Below are 19196 nucleotides of genomic sequence, written 5' to 3'. Positions count from 1 at the left end.
CGACCTGTCAAGCCGAAGTCCTGGACAAGCTCGCCCGTTCCGGGCACACTATGGCGATATTCCCTACTGCACGTGTTTGATTCCGTGCGCTCTGTGTTCATCTCTGGTGAATTCACCCACGAAATCGAGATGAGACCGCACGAACCCGCACAGACGCGTTACCCTGGGCGCTATGTCGATAGCGCTCGAGAACGTTCTCGCCAAGGCGGGCCTGAAGGTCGACGCCAACGAGTTCCTGAACCTCGTCGAGGACGCGGCGCGGAGGCTGACCCCACCGAACCCCGACCCGTCGCACTACTTCTCGGCAGACCAGCGGGCCGCACTCACCGATGTCGGCCTGGACCTCTCCCCTCGTGGCGAGGACGAGCCGGACTTCCGTGCCCGGACGGTCGCCGCGCACGCCGTGCTCGCCGATTCGGCGCTCAGCGTGCTGGAAGCGGCGAAAACGCTGGGCGTGGACGACAGCCGTATCCGGCACCGCCTGAAGGAGGGCAGGCTCACCGGCTGGAAGGACCAGGGCTGGCGGTTGCCCGCCTGGCAGTTCGCCGGTTCCGGGGTGCTGCCCGGTCTGGAGGTCGTGCTACGTGCCGTCCCCGAGGACCAGCCCGCCCTCGTCGTCGCCGCGTTCATGAGCACCCCGCAGGCCGACTTGGTGATCAACGAGCATCCCGCCACCCCGCGTCAATGGCTTCTCTCCGGCGGCGATCCCGAGCACGTCGCGAGACTGGTGGCCACGCTGGGCTCGCCGTTCTGAGATCCTTGCCCGACGACGGAATTTCAGTCGGGGGTAGGCCGTAGGCTGACCCCACCGAGCAAGATCACCCGACAAGGACGGACGACTCCCGAGGTATGGCCCGGCTCCCCCTGCCGCCCGCACGCTCTGTCCTGGTCAAGGAGCTGCACCGCACCAACGACGTGGTGACGGTGCACCCCGGCACCAGGCTGGTCAGGATCTTCACCGCGCACGGCAACCACCCCCAGCAGTGGAATTCGTTCCGCTACAGCGGCCCGCTCCCGCACGGCCGCTTCGACCCGCAGACCCCCGGTCGCGGCGGTCGCCCGGTCACCGACCCCGGCAACGGCGTCCTGTACTTCGGGCTCACCGTGCGCACCAGCATCGCGGAGGTCTTCCAGACCACGTCGACGGTCGACCGCAAATCCCGCGGCCCTCGGCTGGTGGTCGTCCGGCCGACCCGCACGCTGCGGCTGCTCGACCTCGCCGGCCTGTGGCCGACCCGCGTCGGCGCCTCGCAGGAGATCTCCAGCGGCCCGAAGAAGATCACCCAGGCCTGGGCCCGCGCCATCCGCGCCGCGTTCGGCGACCTCGACGGTGTCTGGTACCGGTCGTCCATGGACTCCGGCGGCCCCGCGCTCGCGCTGTGGGACCCGCCCGCCGGGAACTCGCTGCCGGTCGCGCCCGACGTGCTGCTCCCTCTGGACCATCCTGGGCTGGACGTCCCGCTGGGCCGAGTCTGCGAAGAGCTGAACTACACGCTCCTGAGCTGACACCGATGCTATGAACGGTCCGTTCCTTGCAAATTTTGCAAGGAACGGACCGTTCATAGCATCCGGTCACCCGAGAGATCAGAGGTGGCGGCCCCACCACTCAAGTACGGCGTCGAACCGCTGCACCCGGTGCCGGGGCAGCCCCGACCGCGTGAGTTCGTGTCCCTCGCCGGGGAACAGCAGGAACTCGGCCGCGACGCCGTTCTGCCGCAAGGCCACGTACATCCGCTGCGCCTGCTCCAGCGGGCAGCGCCAGTCCTGCTCGGAGTGCACGACCATGAACGGGATGTCGATCTTCCCCGCGTAGGTCAACGGGCTGCGCTTGCGCTGCTCCTCGGGGTCGTCACCGACGTAACCACCGGCGAAGAACCAGCCGATGTCGGAACTGCCGACGAACGAGTCCCAGGCGTTGACCGCGCGCTCGCTCCACGCGGCACGGAACCGGCCGCCGTGGTGCGCGGCGAGCCAGCTGGTCATGAAGCCGCCGTACGAGCCGCCCATGACGCCGACGCGATCACTGTCCAGATTGGGCAGTTTGAGCGCTTCGTCCAGCAAGGCCAGCAGATCGTCCGCGTCCACCGTGCCGAAACCGTGGACGATGCTCCGGCCGTGGCTTTCGCCGTAGCCGGCGGAACCGCGCGGGTTCCCCAGTACGACGGCGTAGCCCGCGGCGGCGAGCACCTGCGCTTCGTCGAAGACCTTCCATTCGTACGGCGCGAACGGTCCACCGTGGATCATCAGGACCACCGGATGCGGCCCGTCGCCCTCGGGCCGGACGATCCAGCCGTGGACCGGATAGCCGTCGGGAGCGGTCGTTTCCAGCTCCTCCAGCGGCAGGATCCCGGTGTCCCGCAACGCCTTCGAGTAGTCGGTGAGCACACGCGGCTCGCCGTCCGACAACAGGACGACGTCGCCGGAACTCTCGGGCGTGCCGATCACCGCGACGATCCGGTCGCCGTCGACGGCGAAGGTCTTCACCACGGTGCGCTCGCCCGCCAGGTGCCGCAACGACTTCAGCTCGGCCAGTTCGGCGTCGAGGGGGACGGCGCGCAGTTCGGCGGCGCCGCGGGTGCGGACCACGACGAGGACCTCGTCGCCGACGACGACCGGAGCGCTCGCCGCGTTGTCGCAGTCCACCGTCTCGACGTCGGTCAGCCGCCGCGGGGCCGACGGCTCGGCACCGGAGGGCCACGGCGCCTGCCACAGCCCGGTGTTGCGGGCGATCTCCTCCTGGCCGGAGAACTCGGTGCCGTAGAAGAGGATCGAACCGTCCGGCGCGACGACCGGGCGGTCCGCCGTGCCCAGCGACCGGACCAGCAGCCGGGGTTCGCCACCGCCCGCGGGTACGGCGTAGACGTCCGAGCGGACGGTGTCTTCGGCGGCCCAGTCACGCGGGGCGGTGAACAGGACGTGCTCGCCGTCGTCCGTCCACGAAGGATGGTCGACGTCGGCCCGGTCGTCGGTCAGCGGCGTGAGCTCGGCGGGCGTTTCCTCGTCCAGCGCGGCCGCGGTGTCCACGACGAACAGACGTTGTGGACGGTCGTTGAGGAAACCGGCGTCGTCGACGCGGTAGAAGAGGTTCTTGATGTGCCGCGGCGCTTCTTCACCCGGCTCCGGCGTTTCGCCGTCCGCGTTCTCGGTGCCGTAGCGGCCGGCTTCCGGCACTCGGGCGACGAAGGCGACGCGGCGGGAGTCCGGCGCCCAGACCGGCGCGCCCGCGCCGAGGGGGAGATCGGTGATCCGCTTCGCGTCGCCGCCGGCCGCGGGCATCACGTGCAGCTGCGGTTTGGCCGCACGCCCGGAGCCCTCTCCCGCCCGGAGGAACGCGACCCACCGGCCGTCCGGCGAGACGGCGGGTGCGGAGTCCTTGGCCCCGTGGGTCCAGGGCCCTTCCCCGCCACCACCCAGGTCGACCCTGCGCAGGCCGGAGCGGTAGCTGTTCGTCTTCAGATCAGGCCTGCTCACCGCGGTGAGCAGCAGGTCGCCGTGCAGCGCGAGGATGCCGGGGACCGTCAGGGCTTCGATGTCAACGGGACGCACGGCCCCGACGGTACCCGATCCTTAGCAGCTCTAACTACTGATTGAAGACTCCTGCTCAGCGGCTTCCAGCTTCTTCGCCTTCGCGAGGCTGGCCAGCGTCGTCACGGTCAGGACCACGACGATGACACCCAGGGAGACCCAGTTGTTGATGTCCAGCCAGTCCGGGACGACGTGGTACTCGTGCAGCGCGTGCAGGAACAGCTTGGCGCCGATGAAGGCGAGGATCACCGCGAGGCCGTAGGACAGGTACACCAGCTTGGTGACCAGGCCACCGAGCAGGAAGTACAGCTGGCGCAGGCCCATCAGCGCGAACGCGTTGGCGGTGAAGACCAGGAAGGCCTCCTGCGTGATACCGAAGATGGCGGGGATCGAGTCGACGGCGAACAGCAGGTCCGCGCTGCCGATGGCGACGATCACCAGGAACATCGGGGTGATCCAGCGCTTGCCGTCCTTCTTCACGAAGGACTTGTGGCCGTGCCACTCCTCGGTGACCGGGAAGAGCTTGCGCACCCAGCGGGTGAGGGCGTTCTCCTCGTACTCCTCTTCTTCGTCCTTGTTGCGGACCATGCTGATCGCGGTCCAGATGAGGACGGCGCCGAAGAGGAAGAAGACCCAGACGAACTGCGCGATCAGCGCGGCGCCCACGGCGATGAACACGCTGCGCATGGCGAGCGCGAGCAGGATGCCGATCAGCAGCACGCGGTGCTGGTGGATCGCGGGCACCTTGAACGACGTCATGATGATCATGAAGATGAACAGGTTGTCCACGCTCAGCGAGTACTCGGTGATGTACCCGGTGAAGAACTGGACCCCGGGGTCGTGTCCGGCGAAGACCCAGACGCCGATGCCGAAGGCGACGGCCACCGCGACGTAGAAGACGACCCACCTGGCGGCTTCGCCGGTGGTGACCTCATGTGGCTTGCGATCGACGATGACCAGGTCGAGTGCGATCAGCGCGAGCAGACCGCCGACCGTGGCGATCCATAGCCACAGGGGAACAGACATGTAACCAACCCTCCGGATAGTGCACAGCAGCAACTAACCGGAGGTCTCTTCCGCCGGTGCGAAACCGGCCGACGGTGCCGGGGGCCCGCGAAGGCCACCGTGCTGACGACACCGCCGCGAAGGAATACTCCCCTCACAGCTGGTCCAGTTTGACCTGTCTGTACGCATGACGCCAGTTAAGGTTGCCCTTGTCACCAAGATGATGGCGTAACTCCCGTCACACCCCGCTCACTTGTGTGGTCCGTGTGTGCCGGAAGAGCGACTCTCAGGTTCGGTGAAATACGGTCATTCCGTGCCCCGAATCCCGCTCCCTCGCACGCGAGGCGCGAAACTCACCGCGCTCGCCGCGGTCGTGGTGGTCCTGGCCGCCGCGGCCGTCGTGTGGACGAACAGCGAACCCGCCCCGTCCGCTGTCGAAACCCAGGACGCGACCCTCGATCTGCCCGAAACCCCCGGCTCGTCCGAGGTCGTCAAGATCGACACGACCACGTATCTGCCCGAGCGGACCCCGGCCCCGGCCGTGCTGCTCGCCCACGGTTTCGGCGGCGACAAGAACAGCGTCGCCACCGAAGCCCGCGAACTCGCCGACAAGGGCTTCGTCGTGCTGACCTGGTCCGCGCGCGGTTTCGGCCGCAGCACCGGGAAGATCGCGCTGAACGACCCCGACCGCGAGGTCGCCGACGCCCGGAAGCTGATCGACACCCTGGCCGCGCGGCCCGAGGTCCTCAGCGAGAACGGCGACCCGAAGGTGGCCGTCTCCGGTGCTTCGTACGGCGGCGCGCTTTCCCTCCTGCTCGCCGGGACGGACAAGCGGGTCGACGCGATCGCGCCGGTGATCACCTACAACGACCTCGCCCAGGGTCTCTTCCCGAACGCCGCCGCCCCGGCCGCGCCGACCGCCACGACCCCGGCCGCCGGCGCGTTCACCGCGGACGGCGTCTTCAAGAAGTCCTGGGCCGGCATCTTCTTCTCGGCGGGTTCCGGCGCGGCGCAGACCGGCTCCCCCGCCAACGACGCGCCCGAGGCCGGTGACGAGACGAGCGAATCCGGTGCGGCACAGGGAACGGGCGCGGCAGGGGCCGCGGCGCAGTCGCTGCCGCTCGGCGGCCCGAACGGACAACGCCCGCCGTCCGGCCCCGCCGACCCTTGTGGACGGTTCACCGCCGAGGTCTGCCAGGCCTACACCGAACTCGCCACCACCGGGAAGGCGAGTCAGAAGACCGTGGACCTGCTCCGCCGGGTCTCCCCCGCGTCCGTGACGGACAAGATCACCGTGCCGACGCTGCTCGTGCAGGGCGAAAGCGACACTCTGTTCGGCTTGGACCAGTCCGACGCGACCGCCCGGCAGATCTCCGCCGCGGGCGGCAAGGTCCGCACGATCTGGTACACCGGCGGCCACGACGGCGGGAAGCCCGGGCAGAAACTGCGCGCGCAGATCGCGGACTTCCTCAAGTTCTCCCTCACCGGGCAGGGCACCGACCCCGGCACCGGGTTCAGCTACGACATCCAAGGCACTCTGCGAGCCAACGGCGCCCCTTCGGTCCGGACCGTCAGCGCCCCGGCGTACCCGGGAGCGACCGGCGACGCCACCGAGCGACGGCAGTTCACTTTGGCCGGCCCGGCGCAGCCAGTCGTCCGGCCCGCGGGCGGCAACCCCGCCGCGGTGAGCGGGATCCCCGGATTGAACGGCGCGGTGGCAGGCTCGTCGCGGCTTTCCGGGCTGTTCAGCCTGGACCCGCCGGGGCAGGCCGCGCAGTTCGCGACGCCGCCGCTCGACGCGCAGACGATCGCGGCCGGTTCCTCGACGGTCCGGCTGCAGGTCTCCGCGGATCCGTCCGCCGCCGCTCCGCAGAAGGAAGCGGTCCTGTTCGCGAAGCTCTACGACGTCAACTCGGAAGGTGTCCGCACGCTTCCGGCCAACGCCGTCGCCCCGTTCCGCGTCTCCGGCCTGCCCGCCGACGGCAGCCCGGTCGAGGTGACGGTGACCCTGCCGGGCATCGTGCGGCCGCTGGAGGCCGGGCACACGCTGCGGCTGGTCGTCGGCACGACGGACCAGGCGTTCGCGACGCCGGTCGAACCCGCGGTGTTCCGCATCGGACTGGCCGACGGTGGACGGCTCGCCGTCCCGGTCGTCCACGGCAACTCCGTCGGCGCGGGCGCGCCCACCGCGCAGCTGCTCGGGATCGCCGGGACACTGCTCGCCGGTATCGCGATCACGGTGATCGCCGCGTTCCGCCGCCGTCGCGCGCACGACGTCGACGAGAGCCTGGCGAAGACGCCGCTGGTGATCGAAGGGCTGCGAAAGGCCTACGCGGGTGGGTTCGTCGCGGTGAAGGATCTGTCGTTCCGGGTCGAACCCGGCCAGGTGCTCGGCCTGCTCGGACCGAACGGCGCGGGCAAGACGACGACCCTGCGCATGCTGATGGGGCTCATCACACCGACCGCGGGCACCATCCGTGTGTTCGGCCATCTGATCGCACCGGGCGCGCCGGTGCTGTCCCGGATCGGGTCCTTTGTGGAGGGTTCGGGCTTCCTTCCGCATCTGTCCGGCAAGGAGAACCTGGAGCTGTACTGGGCGAGCACGGGCCGCCCGAAGGACAAGGCGCATTTCGCCGAAGCACTGGAGATCGCCGGGCTCGGCGATGCGGTGAACCGGCGGGTCCGCACCTACAGCCAGGGCATGCGGCAGCGGCTCGCGATCGCCCAGGCGATGCTCGGCCTGCCGGAGCTCATGGTGCTCGACGAACCGACCAACGGGCTCGACCCGCCACAGATCCACCAGATGCGCGAGGTGCTCCAGCGCTATGCGGCGACCGGGCGCACCGTGGTGGTGTCGAGCCATCTGCTGGCCGAGGTCGAGCAGACCTGTACGCACGTGGTCGTGATGCACCGCGGCATGCTGGTCGCCTCGGGTGAGGTCGGCGAACTGGCCGCGTCCAGCGGCGAGGCGACGTTCCGCGTCGACAAGCCCGCCGAAGCGGCCGAAGCGCTGCGAAAGGTCGGCGGCGTTTCCGGCGTCGACATCGACGGGGAACTGGTCCACGCGGATCTCGACGGTCTCGCGCGCGCCGAGGCGGTCGCCGTCCTGGTGCGTGCCGGGGTCGCGGTCGAGCAGGCCGGGCCGCGGCGGCGGCTGGAAGACGCGTTCCTGCAGCTGGTCGGAGAGGACTCGAAGGGTGAGTAAGACCAATGGTTCCGGCCCGGCGACCCGGGCGGATCACGGCGTGCACACCGATCCGGCGGCACTGCTGGAGCTGACCGAGGTCGCGTCGCACGAACCGACCGAGGTCGGCCCGGACGGGGCGGTGGCGGGCTACCGCGCCGACCGGACGCTGCGGCTGGGCGTCGAACTGAAGCGGCAGCTCAAACGGCGGCGGACCCAGCTGATGCTGGGGTTCGTCGCGCTGCTGCCGTTCATCCTGGTGATCGCGTTCGAGATCGGGCAGGCCAACCCGAACCGCCGCAGCGGCGGGTTCGTCGACCTCGCCACCGCGAGCGCGCCGAACTTCGTGGTGCTCGCGCTGTTCGTGTCCGGGACGTTCCTGCTGCCGATGATCGTGGCGTTGTTCTACGGCGACACGATCGCGAGCGAGGCGTCGTGGTCGAGCCTGAAATACCTGCTCGCGATGCCGGTCCCCCGGCATCGGGTGCTGCGGCAGAAGGCGATCGTCTCCGGCATCCTCTCCGCGGTCGCGCTGATCCTGTTGCCACTGGTGTCGCTGGTGGTCGGCGTCATCTGGTACGGCGCGGGCGACGCGATCAGCCCGACCGGGGACGCGGTGTCGTTCGGCGACAGCCTCGTCGCGATGGGGCTGGCGACGATCTACATCATCCTGCAGCTGGCGTGGGTGGCCGGGCTGGCGATGCTGCTCTCGGTCGCCACCGACGCCCCGCTGGGTGCCGTCGGCGGTGCGGTGATCGTCGCGATCGTCTCGCAGATCCTCGACCAGATCACCGCGCTCGAAGGGCTGCGGGACTATCTGCCGACGCATTTCGCGTTCTCGTGGATGGATCTGATCTCGACCGACATCGACTGGACGAACATGGCCAACGGCATGTTGTCGGCGGCGTTGTACGGCACGGTGTTCTTCCTTCTCGCCGGCCGCCGGTTCGCGACGAAGGACATCACCAGCTGAGAGCGTTTTCGCACTGAACAAACGACCGGGGTCCACCGGGAAGACGAAATCCTCGTCCCTGGTGGACCCCGGTTTTCACTGGCCGTGGCGACCTTCACCCATTAGCGCCGGTAACCGGTGTTTCATGCGCATGAGAACATCGGTTTTCCGATCATCGACTCATTGGGTGAAAAGTTTCCATTCACCTTCGCCGGACCTTCGGGAAATCCTTATCTTCAGTGCGAAGGTGCCGACGCGAGAAGAAAGCGGGGACGTCACCATGACCCAGTCAGTCGAGACTCCGGTCCAAGAATTCGCTCTCGATTGGACCATGAACGCCGGCAAGGGCGGCCGGGTCGGATTCGCCGTCTCGGGCCAGGTGACACTTCTCGACAACAATCGGTTCTACAAGATCGACGGGGTCCTCTACATCTCCGAAGGCAGCGCCTACTGCCGCGAGATCGGCAATCCGCATCTGTTCGTCCGGCGCAACGGCGTCGAGGAGAGCGGCAGGCAGTGGGGCTGGGAGACCATCTGCAACCGCAAGTCGTGCAGCAGGCTGTGCTCGATGGACGCCTACTTCGTCCGCACCGGCTACTGGGCGCCCGCCGACCGCGCCATCCAGCTGAGCATCGGCGCCGAGACCGGCTGGAACCGCAAACGGTCCTTCAGCCCGACGGTCACCGTGCGCCTCAAGGACTGAAGGTCCACTGTAGATCCCCGCGGGCTCCGGTACGGTCGGCCCATGGCCACCTCCTCGATCCGCGTGGACGACGAAGGCGGGATCGCCGTCGTCACCCTGCAGCACGGCAAGGCGAACACCCTCGACACGGAGTTCTGCCAGGAACTGACCCTCCGGCTCGAAGACGTGCAGCTCGGCGGCTATCGCGGGGTCGTGCTGACCGGCACCGGCGGCATCTTCTCCGCGGGTGTCGACCTGCGGCGGGTGCACGACGGCGGCACGGGCTATCTCGAGGACTTCCTGCCCGCGCTGTCGGACGCGTTCCTCTCGGTGTTCGGTTTCCCCGGTCCGGTGGTCGCGGCCGTCAACGGACACGCGATCGCCGGCGGGGCGGTACTCGCCGCCGCCTGCGACCGCCGTGTCCTCGCCGACGGCCCCGGCCGGATCGGGATCACCGAACTGCTCGTCGGCGTGCCGTTCCCGTTGGCGGCGTTGGAGATCCTGCGGTCCGGGTTCGGCGCGGACGTCTTGGCCGAACTCGCGTTCCTCGGCGAGACCCATCTTCCGGCGGACGCGCTCCGGCTCGGCCTGGTGAACGAGGTGACCGCGCCCGGGGACGTCGTCGAGCGGGCGCTGGAGGTCGCCGGGAAACTCGCCGAGATCCCGGCGGCCGCGTACGCGCACACGAAGGCGCAGCTGCACCGGCCGTTCCACGAGCGGATCGCCGAACACCGCACCGGCGACGACGCCCACGTCCTCGAACTGTGGAGCTCGCCCGAAGCCCGCGCGGCCATCAAGGCCTATGTCGACCGGGTGCTGCGCGGCTCGACCGGATAGGCGATTGCCCACCGGCGGTGACTCTGTGAGTATCCGACCGCTCAACAGGTCCCGATGGGGAGGGCATGGATGCGGAAGCTCACGGCCGCGTGGTCGGTTCTGGCGATCACCGTTCTCGCACTGGCCGGGCTGACCCCGGCCGCGCAGGCGGCACCCGAAGACATCAAGGAGGCGCTCGGGCGGATCCCCGGGCTGACCGTCGTCTCGGAGAATCCGGCGCCGACCGGCTACCGGTTCTTCAAACTCACCTACACCCAGCCCGTCGACCACCGCAGGCCGGAGGGCGGCACCTTCCAGCAGCGTTTCACGTTGCTGCACAAGGAATTCCGCTCGCCGACCGTGGTGTACACGAGCGGGTACAACGTGTCGCAATCGCCCAACCGCTCGGAGCCGACACAGATCGTCGACGGCAACCAGCTGTCGATGGAATACCGCTTCTTCACCCCGTCTCGACCGGAGCAACCGAACTGGGGCAAGCAGCTGACGATCTGGCAGGCCGCCGCCGATCAGCACCGCGCCGTCGAGGCGTTCAAGCGGCTCTACCCGGGCAAGTGGCTCGCCACCGGCGGCAGCAAGGGCGGTATGACGGCGACCTACTTCCGTAGGTTTTTCCCGGACGACGTCGACGCGACGATCCCGTACGTCGCGCCCAACGACGTCATCAACGAGCACGACCGCTACAACCGGTTCCTGGCGAACGTCGGCAACGATCCGGCCTGCCGTTCGGCCTTGAAGGCGATCCAGCGTGACGTGCTGACCCGGCGTTCCGAGTTCGCGGCGCTCGCCGCCGCCGACGCGGCCAAGAACGGCTACACGTTCAAGACCGTCGGCTCGGCCGACGTGTCGCTGGAGATCTCGGTGATCGACTCGTACTTCGCCTTCTGGCAGTACCAGCGGCAGTCGGACTGCGCGACGATCCCGAAGGCGGGCGCCCCCGCGTCCGAGGTCTACGCCTGGTTCGAACGCGTCGAGAGCCTCAACACCTACTCCGACCAGAACCTCGAGGTCTACGTCCCGTACTACTTCCAGGCCGCCTACCAGCTTGGCGCGCCCGAGTCCTACGAAGGCTATCTCCGGGATCTGCTCCGCTACCCGGGCTCCAACGTGTCACGGACGTTCGTGCCGAAGTCGGTCGACATCCCGCGGTTCGACCATCTCGCGATGCCGGACATCGACTTCTGGGTGAAGTCGCGCGGGAAGCGGCTGATGTTCGTCTACGGCGGCAACGACCCGTGGGGTGCCGAGCCGTTCAAGCTCGGCTTCGGCACGAAGGACTCCTACAGCTACACGGTGCCGGGCGGTAACCACGGCGCCCGGATCGCGCAGCTTCCCCCGGAGCAGGCCGCCGAAGCGACGAACACCGTGCGGCGATGGGCCGGCCTGCCGCCGGTCTCACCGGGTGTCAGCACACGTTCGGTGCCCGCCGGTTTCCCGGACTTCGACGCCGACCTGACCATGCTCGAACGCCGTCGCCTCTGACCCCGTCACGCGTTTCGTCCTCTGAATGCGGTACTTGCATACGCAAGGATCGCGTTCAGAGGACGAAACGCGGGGTTACTTGATACCGGCCGCGTCCATTCCCCGGAGCTCCTTCTTGAGGTCCGACACCTCGTCGCGCAGCCGGGCCGCCAGCTCGAACTGCAGGTCGCGCGCGGCCTGCATCATCTGGTCGGTCATCTGCTGGATGAGGTCGGCCAGTTCGGCGCGCGGCATCCCGGCGACGTCCTTGTCCGCGAGCATCCCGGAGCTGCGGACGCGGTCGCCCTGCTCGGGCTTCTTGCCCCGCGAGGAGTTCCGGCCCGAACCACCGACGGCGACGGACTCCGTGTCCTCGGCCTCGCTGTAGACGCGGTCCAGGATGTCGGCGATCTTCTTCCGCAGCGGCTGCGGATCGACGCCCCGCTCCTCGTTGTAGGCGACCTGCTTGGCGCGGCGGCGATCGGTCTCGTCGATGGCGTGCTGCATCGAGTCCGTGATCTTGTCCGCGTACATGTGCACCTCGCCCGACACGTTTCGCGCCGCGCGGCCGATCGTCTGGATCAGCGACGTGCCACTGCGGAGGAAGCCCTCCTTGTCCGCGTCGAGGATCGCGACCAGCGAAACCTCGGGCAGGTCGAGACCCTCACGGAGCAGGTTGATGCCGACCAGTACGTCGAAATCGCCCGCACGCAGCTGCCGCAGCAGCTCGACCCGGCGCAGCGTGTCCACCTCGGAGTGCAGGTACCGCACCCGGATGCCCAGCTCCAGCAGATAGTCGGTGAGGTCCTCGGCCATCTTCTTGGTCAGCGTGGTGACCAGGACGCGCTCGTCCTTCTCGGCCCGCTCGCGGATCTCGTGCACCAGGTCGTCGATCTGGCCCTCGGTCGGCTTCACGACGACCTTCGGGTCGACCAGGCCGGTGGGCCGGATGACCTGCTCGACGAACTCGCCGCCCGCCTGCCCCATCTCGTACGGCCCCGGCGTCGCCGACAGGTACACCGTCTGCCCGATCCGGTCGCTGAACTCCTCCCAGGTCAGCGGCCGGTTGTCGACCGCGCTGGGCAGCCGGAACCCGAAGTCGACCAGGTTCCGCTTCCGCGACATGTCGCCTTCGAACATGCCGCCGATCTGCGGGACGGTCTGGTGCGACTCGTCGATGACCAGCAGGAAGTCGTCCGGGAAGTAGTCGATGAGCGTGGCGGGCGCGGAGCCCGCGGAACGGCCGTCGATATGCCGCGAGTAGTTCTCGATACCGGAGCAGAACCCGACCTGGCGCATCATCTCGATGTCGTACGCGGTGCGCATCCGCAGCCGCTGTGCCTCGAGCAGCTTGCCCTGCTTCTCCAGCTCGGCCAGCCGCTCCTCCAGCTCGGCCTCGATACCGCGGATGGCCTTCTCCATCCGCTCCGGGCCCGCGACGTAGTGCGTGGCCGGGAAGATGCGGACCTCGTCGACCTCTTTCACGATGTCGCCGGTGAGCGGGTGCAGGTAGTACAGCTTCTCGATCTCGTCGCCGAAGAACTCGACGCGGATCGCCAGCTCTTCGTACGCCGGGATGATCTCGACCGTGTCGCCGCGGGCGCGGAAGGTGCCGCGCGCGAAGGCGATGTCATTGCGGGTGTACTGCACGTCCACCAGCGCGCGGAGGAAGACGTCACGATCGAGCTGCTCGCCGACCTTCAGCTTCGTCGACCGGTCCAGGTACGACTGCGGCGTGCCGAGGCCGTAGATGCACGAGACACTCGCGACCACGATGACGTCGCGCCGGGACAGCAGGTTCATCGTCGCCGAGTGCCGCAGCCGCTCGACGTCGTCGTTGATCGACGAGTCCTTCTCGATGTAGGTGTCCGTCTGCGCGATGTACGCCTCGGGCTGGTAGTAGTCGTAGTAGCTGACGAAGTATTCGACCGCGTTGTTCGGGAACAGCTCCCTCAGCTCGTTCGCCAGCTGCGCGGCGAGCGTCTTGTTCGGCGCCATCACCAGCGTCGGGCGCTGGACGCGCTCGATCAGCCAAGCCGTCGTCGCCGACTTGCCGGTACCCGTGGCACCGAGCAGCACGACGTCCTTCTCGCCCGCGTTGATCCGGCGTTCGAGCTCGTCGATGGCCGCCGGCTGGTCACCGGCGGGCTTGTACTCGCTGACCACCTCGAACCGGCCGCCCGTCCGGGGGATGTCCGTGACGGGGCGGAAGTCCGACTGGGCGAGCACGGGGTGTTCGGATGCGAAAGCCACGTGAACCAGAGTAGGCGCAGGGTCCGACAGTTTCCGTTTCGCCTGGTCGGGATCAGCAGGAGCAGTCACAACAGTTACAGCAGTCACAACCGTCACAGTTGTTGCACACTGCCTCGTGCGGCTTCCCGCTCCACGCCCCGGGGAACGGGTCCCGGCAGCAGAACTGGCACGAACAGCACATGTAGGTGGCCACCGTGCAACCGAGGAAGAACCCCCTCGGCTGGGCGGGCACCCGGAACTTCGGCGTCCAGCAGCAACCACCCTGGCCATCGACAGGCCCGTCGCCGTGCTTCCGCTTCTTCTTCGGCGGCTCCTGCGGCGGCCCTCCGCCACCGGGCGCGCCCTGCGGCGGGACCGGCCTCGGTGGCGGCGCCTGGTGCCCACCCTGCGGGTAGGGCGGCTGGGGATAGGGCTGCTGCTGGTACGGCTGGTGGGGATGCTGTTGCGGCCGGGGCCCGGGGCCGATCCAGCCCGGCGGCGGCTGCTGGGGGCCGTGCCCGTGACCGGTGAGGTTGTGCCCGAAGGACCGGCGCACCGCCTGCCGCAGTTCGTGCACCAGCAGGGCGTGAACCAGCTTCGGCTGGTCGAACTTCACTTCGCGAAGGGCGAGTTCGACACCGAGCACGGCGTCGTCGCACAACCGTCGTGCTTCGGCGAGGTCGGTGCCGGTGGCGGTCAGCGGGTTCCACGCGCCGGCGGCCTCGTCCTCGGCGAGGTCTTCGACGGCGTCGAGCAGGTGAGCGGCCCTGCCGAACAGGCGCCCGGCCTCGGCCAGCGGCGCGGCGTTCTCCGGACGGCCCGCGATGACCGCGGTGTGCGCGAACGCGGCCGCCGTCGCCAATTCGGCCGGTTCGGTCGCGAGCACGGCCGAATCGCCCAGGTGGAGGGCACGTTCGATCTCGCCCTGCCGGTCGACGGCCTCGGTCAAGACCGCCGTGTCGAAGCCGATCCGGCTGCCCGTGCGGCTCCCCTGGTCCGCCCAGCGCGTCGCGACCCGCCTCGCGGCGAGAGCGACGGAACGCCGCGCGAAGGCGCCGTCGCGGTCCTCGACGTGGTCGCTGATCTTGGCCGACGCGAGCACCAAGGAGACAGCGGCCGCGAGCTGGGCTCCGCCGCCCTTCGCGACCGACGTCCCCTTCATCGCCCGAAGCGGGCAAGGGCCGGCGTCGCGCCGCCCCTCCGCACGGGGTGACTGCGCTTCGACGAGTGCCGAGATGATCAGACCGTCGTAGTTCGTCACCATTCGGGCGAGATGTCCGTGTTCGTCGCGCAGCGCCAGGCAAAGACCGCAGAGATGGGCGAGCCAATCCGCGTGCAGACCCGCGGAAAGCCGGTGGCGGCACGGCCTGATGATCCCGAACATACGTCGACTCCCACTCACCCTTATGGCGGAACCAGCGCACCTTATCCGGCCAGGCGGCTCCACTCCCCCGGAACCGCGAAACCGGTGATCGTCCACCCGGTTGGGCGGTGTTCGCGGGGGGTCGGCTCCTTCCAAGATGGGCGCATGACCGCGCTGCATCCGCCGAAGGTCGAGTACTTCGACCCGGCCGCGAAGACCAACACCGACCCCAAAGGCGTCGTGAGGGACGTCGACGAATACCGCGAAGAGCCCTTCGGCCTCTACATGGCGCGGCCGACGCCGGGGCGGGCGCAGTTCCACTACCTCGAGTCCTGGCTGTTGCCGGATCTCGGCCTGCGGATCACCGATTTCTGGTTCAACCCCGGTCACGAACGCGATCAGGACTTCTACCTCGACGTCGTCGACATCCGCCGCGAGGGCGGCGTCTGGGTGGCCACCGACCTCTATCTCGATCTCGTGCTGCGGGACAAGAAGTCCGTCCAGGTGATCGACACCGACGAACTCCTCGCCGCGGTCACCGCCGGGCTGCTCTCCCCCGCCGACGGCGAACGCGCGCTCGATGTCAGTCACACGACCGTCGACGGACTGGCCACCCACGGCCACGACCTGCGCGGATGGCTGTCCACAAAGGACATCACACTCGGCTGGCGGCGGCACTGAGCGGCCGGCATCCATCGTTCGATTGATCTTCACTCATCCCTTGGGCGAGGCGGATTCCGACCGGCTGATGGATACCCGGAAGGGCGCCTTTGCGGAACTCTCGATCACGGAGTAACCGATCGAGAGGGGGCGGATACCCGTGGTCATCAAGACCGAGGGGCTCCGAGCACACGCGGAAGTCGCGCCGTTCGCGAGGGCACCGGTGCTGGCGGTCGCCGGGGCGATGGGGGCGGTGCTCGCGGCGACGGCCGGTCGCTACGGCTATTTCGGCGACGAGTTGTACTTCCTGGCGGCCGGTCGGCATCTGGACTGGGGGTATGCCGACCAGCCGCCGTTGTTGCCGCTGCTGGCCCGGCTGATGGACGGGTTCGGCGCCGATTCGCCGTTCGTCCTGCGGATCCCGGCGATGCTGGCGATGGTCGCCGGTGTCGTGCTGACCGCACTCATCGCCAGGGAACTGGGCGGTGGCCGCAAAGCGCAGACGATCGCGGCGGCGACCTTCGCGGTATCCCTCCAGATGCTGGGCAGCGGGCATTACCTGGCGACCAGCACGATCGACCCGTTCCTGTGGACACTCCTGGTGTGGCTGCTCGTCCGGTGGACGTGGACCCGCGAGGACGGGCTTCTGCTCTGGAGCGGGGTGGTCACCGGATTCGCGCTGAACACGAAGTTCCTCATCGGGGGCTTCTGGGCCGTCGCGCTGGTCGCCGCGGCGATATTCGGCCCCCGAGACCTCGTCCGCCGTCCGGCACTGTGGTTCGGCGCGTTGATCGCCGCCGCGATGATCGCGCCGACGCTCGTCTGGCAGGCGGCGAACGGATGGCCGCAACTGACCATGGGCGCGGCGATCTCCCAAGAGGTCTCGGCGGGCTGGGGTGGGCGGGCCACGTTCATCCCGACACTGGTGCTCAGCGCCGGGGTTCCGGTGGGGATGATCCTGCTCGGCTACGGCCTGTGGCGGCTGCTGCGGTCCGAACGGCTGCGGCCGTACCGTTTCCTCGGCTGGACCGCGCTCGGCGTGCTCGCCCTGTTCCTGCTGGCGAACGGGCGCTACTACTACGCGGCGGGGATGTTCGCCCCGCTGTTCGCGGCCGCGGCGGTGGAGATCGAGGCGGGGCAGGCGTCAAAGTACTGGCGTTGGCTGGCCACGTGGCCGGTGTACGTCGTCGCCGCGCTGATCGCGATCCCGCAATCGCTCCCGGTCCTCCCGAGGGCGGAGCTGGCGAGTGCCCCGGAGTGGGCCCGTCCGGTGTTCGCCGTCGAAGAGATCGGCTGGCGGGAGATCACGGAGTCGGTGGCGAGGGCGTACCGGACCGTGCCCGATCCGGCCCGGACCGGGATCGTGGCGGCGAAGTACTGGCAGGCGAGCGCGATCGACCACTACGGACCGGAGCTCGGGCTCCCGTCGCCGTCCAGTCCCAACCGCGGCTACGCCACGCTGCCGAGACCCTCGGAATCGGCACGGGACGTCCTGTTCGTCGGGAACGACCCTTCGGGGCTTGTGCCGTACTTCACGCGGATCCGTGAGGTCGGTGTGCTCGACAACCGGGCCGGGATCACGAACACGAGTCAGGGCATGAAGATCTGGTTGGCCACCGGCCGGAACGGGAGCTGGGACACGGTATGGCCGAAACTCACGGACTGGGGGTTCTGATGCTCCAGCGGTCCTCTCACGACCGACGCGCCACGCCGTCGGCACGTAAGGTGCGAGAGGACCGGCACCCGAAAGATCTGCGAGGAATGGATGGAAGCCGCCCACGCGGCCGAAACACCGACCGTGTCCAGTGCGGCGTTCGCCCGGCTCCCGGTGGCGCTGCTCGCCGCCGCGGCCGCGGCGGTCCTGCTGGCGACGGCGTGGCGCTACGGCTACTTCGGCGACGAACTGTACTTCCTCTCCGCGGGCAAGCGGCTGGCCTGGGGTTACGCGGATCAGCCGCCGGTGCTGCCCTTCCTGGCGCTGGCGATGGACACGCTCGCGCCGGGCAACGTCTTCGTGTTCCGCCTGCCCGCCGTCCTCGCGACGGCCGCCGGTGTCGTGTTCACCGGGCTCATCGCCTACGAGATGGGCGGGGACCGCCGGGCGCAGACCCGCGCCGCCGCCGCGTACGCGATCTGCGGGCAGTTCCTCGGCAGCGGGCACTACCTGGCCACGTCGACGATCGACCCGGCGCTGTGGACGCTCATCGCGTGGCTGCTCGTCCGGTGGATGCGGACGCGTGACGACAACCTGCTGCTGTGGCTGGGCGTGGCGACCGCCGTCGCGCTGAACGTCAAGCTCCTCATCGCGACGTTCTGGGTCGCCGCCGGGATCGCGATCCTGCTCTTCGGGCCGCGAGATCTCTTGCGCAGGCCCAAACTCTGGGCAGGCGCGGGGATCGCCGCGCTGTCGATGGTGCCGACGCTCTGGTGGCAGGCCGCGAACGGCTGGCCGCAGCTGGAGATGGGCGACGTCATCGCGCACGAGACCACCGGCGGCTGGAGCGGGCGGGCCGGGTTCCTGCCCGCCCTGCTCACGGGGGCCGGGCTCGGCATCGGTGTCGTCGGCGTCCTTTACGGACTCTGGGTCCTGCTGTTCTCGTCCAGGCTGCGCCCCTACCGATTCCTCGGCTGGACGGCCGTCGGCGTGATCGCGCTGTTCATCCTGTCCAACGGCCGGTACTACTACGCGGCGGGTATGTTCGGCGTCCTGTGGGCTGGTGCTGCCGTCCACTTCGGACAGTTGAAACCGTCGCTGTGGTCCCGCTGGATCCCGACCTGGCCGGTGTTCCTGCTTTCCGCGTTGTACACCCTCCCGTACGCGCTGCCGGTGTGGCCGTCCGCCTGGCTCGCGGAAGGGCGTGACGTACCGCGCCCGGCGTACGCGCTGGAGGAGATCGGCTGGCCGGACCTCGCCCGTTCGGTCGCCGACGCCTATCACCGGCTCCCGCCGGACCAGCGGGAGCGCACCACCCTCGTCACGGCCGGCTATTGGCAGGCCGGAGCGCTGGACCGGTACGGCGCCGACTACGGGCTGCCCGCCGTGTACAGCCCGAGCCGCGGGTTCTGGTACTTCGGGCATCCACCCGAGACCGCGGACAGCGTCCTGTTCGTCGGGCCGGATCCGGCGCGGCTGCTCCGGTCCTTCACCGACGCCAGGATCGTCTCGCGCGTGGACAACGCGACCGGTGTGCGCAACGTGAGCCGAGGGATGCCGATCTGGCTGGTCACCGATCACACCGCAACCTGGGCCGAGGCCTGGCCCGCGCTACGGGAATTCCGGGTCTGACCGAGCCGGCGC

General features: G+C 69.0%; 14 protein-coding genes. 10 read left to right on the top strand and 4 right to left on the bottom strand.

Annotated elements, in window-relative coordinates; translation table 11 throughout:
- Positions 1-172 precede the first annotated feature (172 nt).
- Together AB8M46_RS32250 and AB8M46_RS32245 are read left to right on the top strand one after the other, a co-directional pair.
- Positions 173-754: a hypothetical protein gene (locus AB8M46_RS32250; RefSeq protein ID WP_037345518.1), complete on the top strand. Its 582-nt coding sequence runs from the start codon at positions 173-175 to the stop codon at positions 752-754.
- 95 nt (positions 755-849) lie between these two features.
- On the top strand, positions 850-1506 hold the full coding sequence (locus AB8M46_RS32245; RefSeq protein ID WP_007028108.1) for an RES family NAD+ phosphorylase: 657 nt from the start codon (positions 850-852) through the stop codon (positions 1504-1506).
- 78 nt (positions 1507-1584) lie between these two features.
- On the opposite strand, the gene AB8M46_RS32240 is transcribed toward AB8M46_RS32245, so the two are convergent.
- Together AB8M46_RS32240 and AB8M46_RS32235 are read right to left on the bottom strand one after the other, a co-directional pair.
- Positions 1585-3546 (bottom strand): S9 family peptidase, encoded by a 1962-nt coding sequence (locus AB8M46_RS32240; protein WP_394362668.1) that lies wholly within the window; start codon positions 3544-3546, stop codon positions 1585-1587.
- 30 nt (positions 3547-3576) lie between these two features.
- Positions 3577-4551, bottom strand: a complete 975-nt coding sequence (locus AB8M46_RS32235; protein ID WP_037345515.1) for a TerC/Alx family metal homeostasis membrane protein — start codon at positions 4549-4551, stop codon at positions 3577-3579.
- Positions 4552-4825: 274 nt separating this feature from the next.
- Between AB8M46_RS32235 and AB8M46_RS32230 the strand changes: the two genes are divergently transcribed.
- The 5 genes from AB8M46_RS32230 to AB8M46_RS32210 all read left to right on the top strand — a co-directional run bounded on the left by AB8M46_RS32230 (position 4826) and on the right by AB8M46_RS32210 (position 11664).
- Positions 4826-7735, top strand: a complete 2910-nt coding sequence (locus AB8M46_RS32230; protein WP_394362667.1) for an alpha/beta fold hydrolase — start codon at positions 4826-4828, stop codon at positions 7733-7735.
- A complete protein-coding gene (locus tag AB8M46_RS32225) occupies positions 7728-8687 on the top strand; it encodes an ABC transporter permease (RefSeq protein WP_052121043.1) in 960 nt (319 codons plus the stop codon). The genes AB8M46_RS32230 and AB8M46_RS32225 overlap by 8 nt, the downstream gene beginning before the upstream one ends.
- A gap of 259 nt (positions 8688-8946) precedes the next feature.
- Positions 8947-9369 (top strand): hypothetical protein, encoded by a 423-nt coding sequence (locus AB8M46_RS32220; protein WP_037345510.1) that lies wholly within the window; start codon positions 8947-8949, stop codon positions 9367-9369.
- Between the two features lie 42 nt (positions 9370-9411).
- Entirely contained in the window at positions 9412-10185 is a 774-nt protein-coding gene (locus AB8M46_RS32215) for an enoyl-CoA hydratase/isomerase family protein (RefSeq protein ID WP_378423513.1), read from the top strand.
- A 69-nt stretch (positions 10186-10254) separates the two neighbouring features.
- The gene (locus AB8M46_RS32210; protein WP_037345505.1) at positions 10255-11664 is read left to right on the top strand and encodes a S28 family serine protease; all 1410 of its coding nucleotides are present in this window, start codon (positions 10255-10257) and stop codon (positions 11662-11664) included.
- Positions 11665-11739: 75 nt separating this feature from the next.
- Here the strand turns inward: AB8M46_RS32210 and uvrB are convergent, their stop codons facing one another.
- Positions 11740-13896: an excinuclease ABC subunit UvrB gene (uvrB, locus tag AB8M46_RS32205; protein ID WP_037345502.1), complete on the bottom strand. Its 2157-nt coding sequence runs from the start codon at positions 13894-13896 to the stop codon at positions 11740-11742.
- A gap of 52 nt (positions 13897-13948) precedes the next feature.
- On the bottom strand, positions 13949-15259 hold the full coding sequence (locus AB8M46_RS32200) for a DUF5685 family protein (protein WP_394362666.1): 1311 nt from the start codon (positions 15257-15259) through the stop codon (positions 13949-13951).
- Between the two features lie 144 nt (positions 15260-15403).
- On the opposite strand from AB8M46_RS32200, the gene AB8M46_RS32195 reads away from it, so the two are divergent.
- The 3 genes from AB8M46_RS32195 to AB8M46_RS32185 all read left to right on the top strand — a co-directional run bounded on the left by AB8M46_RS32195 (position 15404) and on the right by AB8M46_RS32185 (position 19184).
- On the top strand, positions 15404-15919 hold the full coding sequence (locus AB8M46_RS32195) for a DUF402 domain-containing protein (RefSeq protein ID WP_394362665.1): 516 nt from the start codon (positions 15404-15406) through the stop codon (positions 15917-15919).
- 139 nt (positions 15920-16058) lie between these two features.
- Positions 16059-17573 carry an ArnT family glycosyltransferase gene (locus AB8M46_RS32190; RefSeq protein WP_394362664.1) on the top strand — a complete coding sequence of 505 codons (1515 nt, stop codon included), beginning with the start codon at positions 16059-16061 and terminating at the stop codon, positions 17571-17573.
- Positions 17574-17663: 90 nt separating this feature from the next.
- On the top strand, positions 17664-19184 hold the full coding sequence (locus tag AB8M46_RS32185; RefSeq protein ID WP_394362663.1) for an ArnT family glycosyltransferase: 1521 nt from the start codon (positions 17664-17666) through the stop codon (positions 19182-19184).
- Positions 19185-19196: the final 12 nt, after the last annotated feature.

The sequence above is a fragment of the Amycolatopsis sp. SB7-3 genome, assembly GCF_041021335.1.
GTDB lineage: Bacteria > Actinomycetota > Actinomycetes > Mycobacteriales > Pseudonocardiaceae > Amycolatopsis > Amycolatopsis japonica.
The sequence above is the reverse complement of the archived record's forward strand: the minus strand, read 5'-3'. Positions and strand labels throughout refer to the sequence as shown.

Coding starts and splice junctions, on each gene's coding strand:
- AB8M46_RS32210 (WP_037345505.1), top strand. CDS start 10,255: ATGCGGAAGCTCACGGCCGCGTGGTCGGTTCTGGCGATCACCGTTCTC.
- AB8M46_RS32185 (WP_394362663.1), top strand. CDS start 17,664: ATGGAAGCCGCCCACGCGGCCGAAACACCGACCGTGTCCAGTGCGGCG.
- AB8M46_RS32200 (WP_394362666.1), bottom strand. CDS start 15,259: ATGTTCGGGATCATCAGGCCGTGCCGCCACCGGCTTTCCGCGGGTCTG.
- AB8M46_RS32195 (WP_394362665.1), top strand. CDS start 15,404: ATGACCGCGCTGCATCCGCCGAAGGTCGAGTACTTCGACCCGGCCGCG.
- AB8M46_RS32250 (WP_037345518.1), top strand. CDS start 173: ATGTCGATAGCGCTCGAGAACGTTCTCGCCAAGGCGGGCCTGAAGGTC.
- AB8M46_RS32215 (WP_378423513.1), top strand. CDS start 9,412: ATGGCCACCTCCTCGATCCGCGTGGACGACGAAGGCGGGATCGCCGTC.
- AB8M46_RS32245 (WP_007028108.1), top strand. CDS start 850: ATGGCCCGGCTCCCCCTGCCGCCCGCACGCTCTGTCCTGGTCAAGGAG.
- AB8M46_RS32235 (WP_037345515.1), bottom strand. CDS start 4,551: ATGTCTGTTCCCCTGTGGCTATGGATCGCCACGGTCGGCGGTCTGCTC.
- AB8M46_RS32220 (WP_037345510.1), top strand. CDS start 8,947: ATGACCCAGTCAGTCGAGACTCCGGTCCAAGAATTCGCTCTCGATTGG.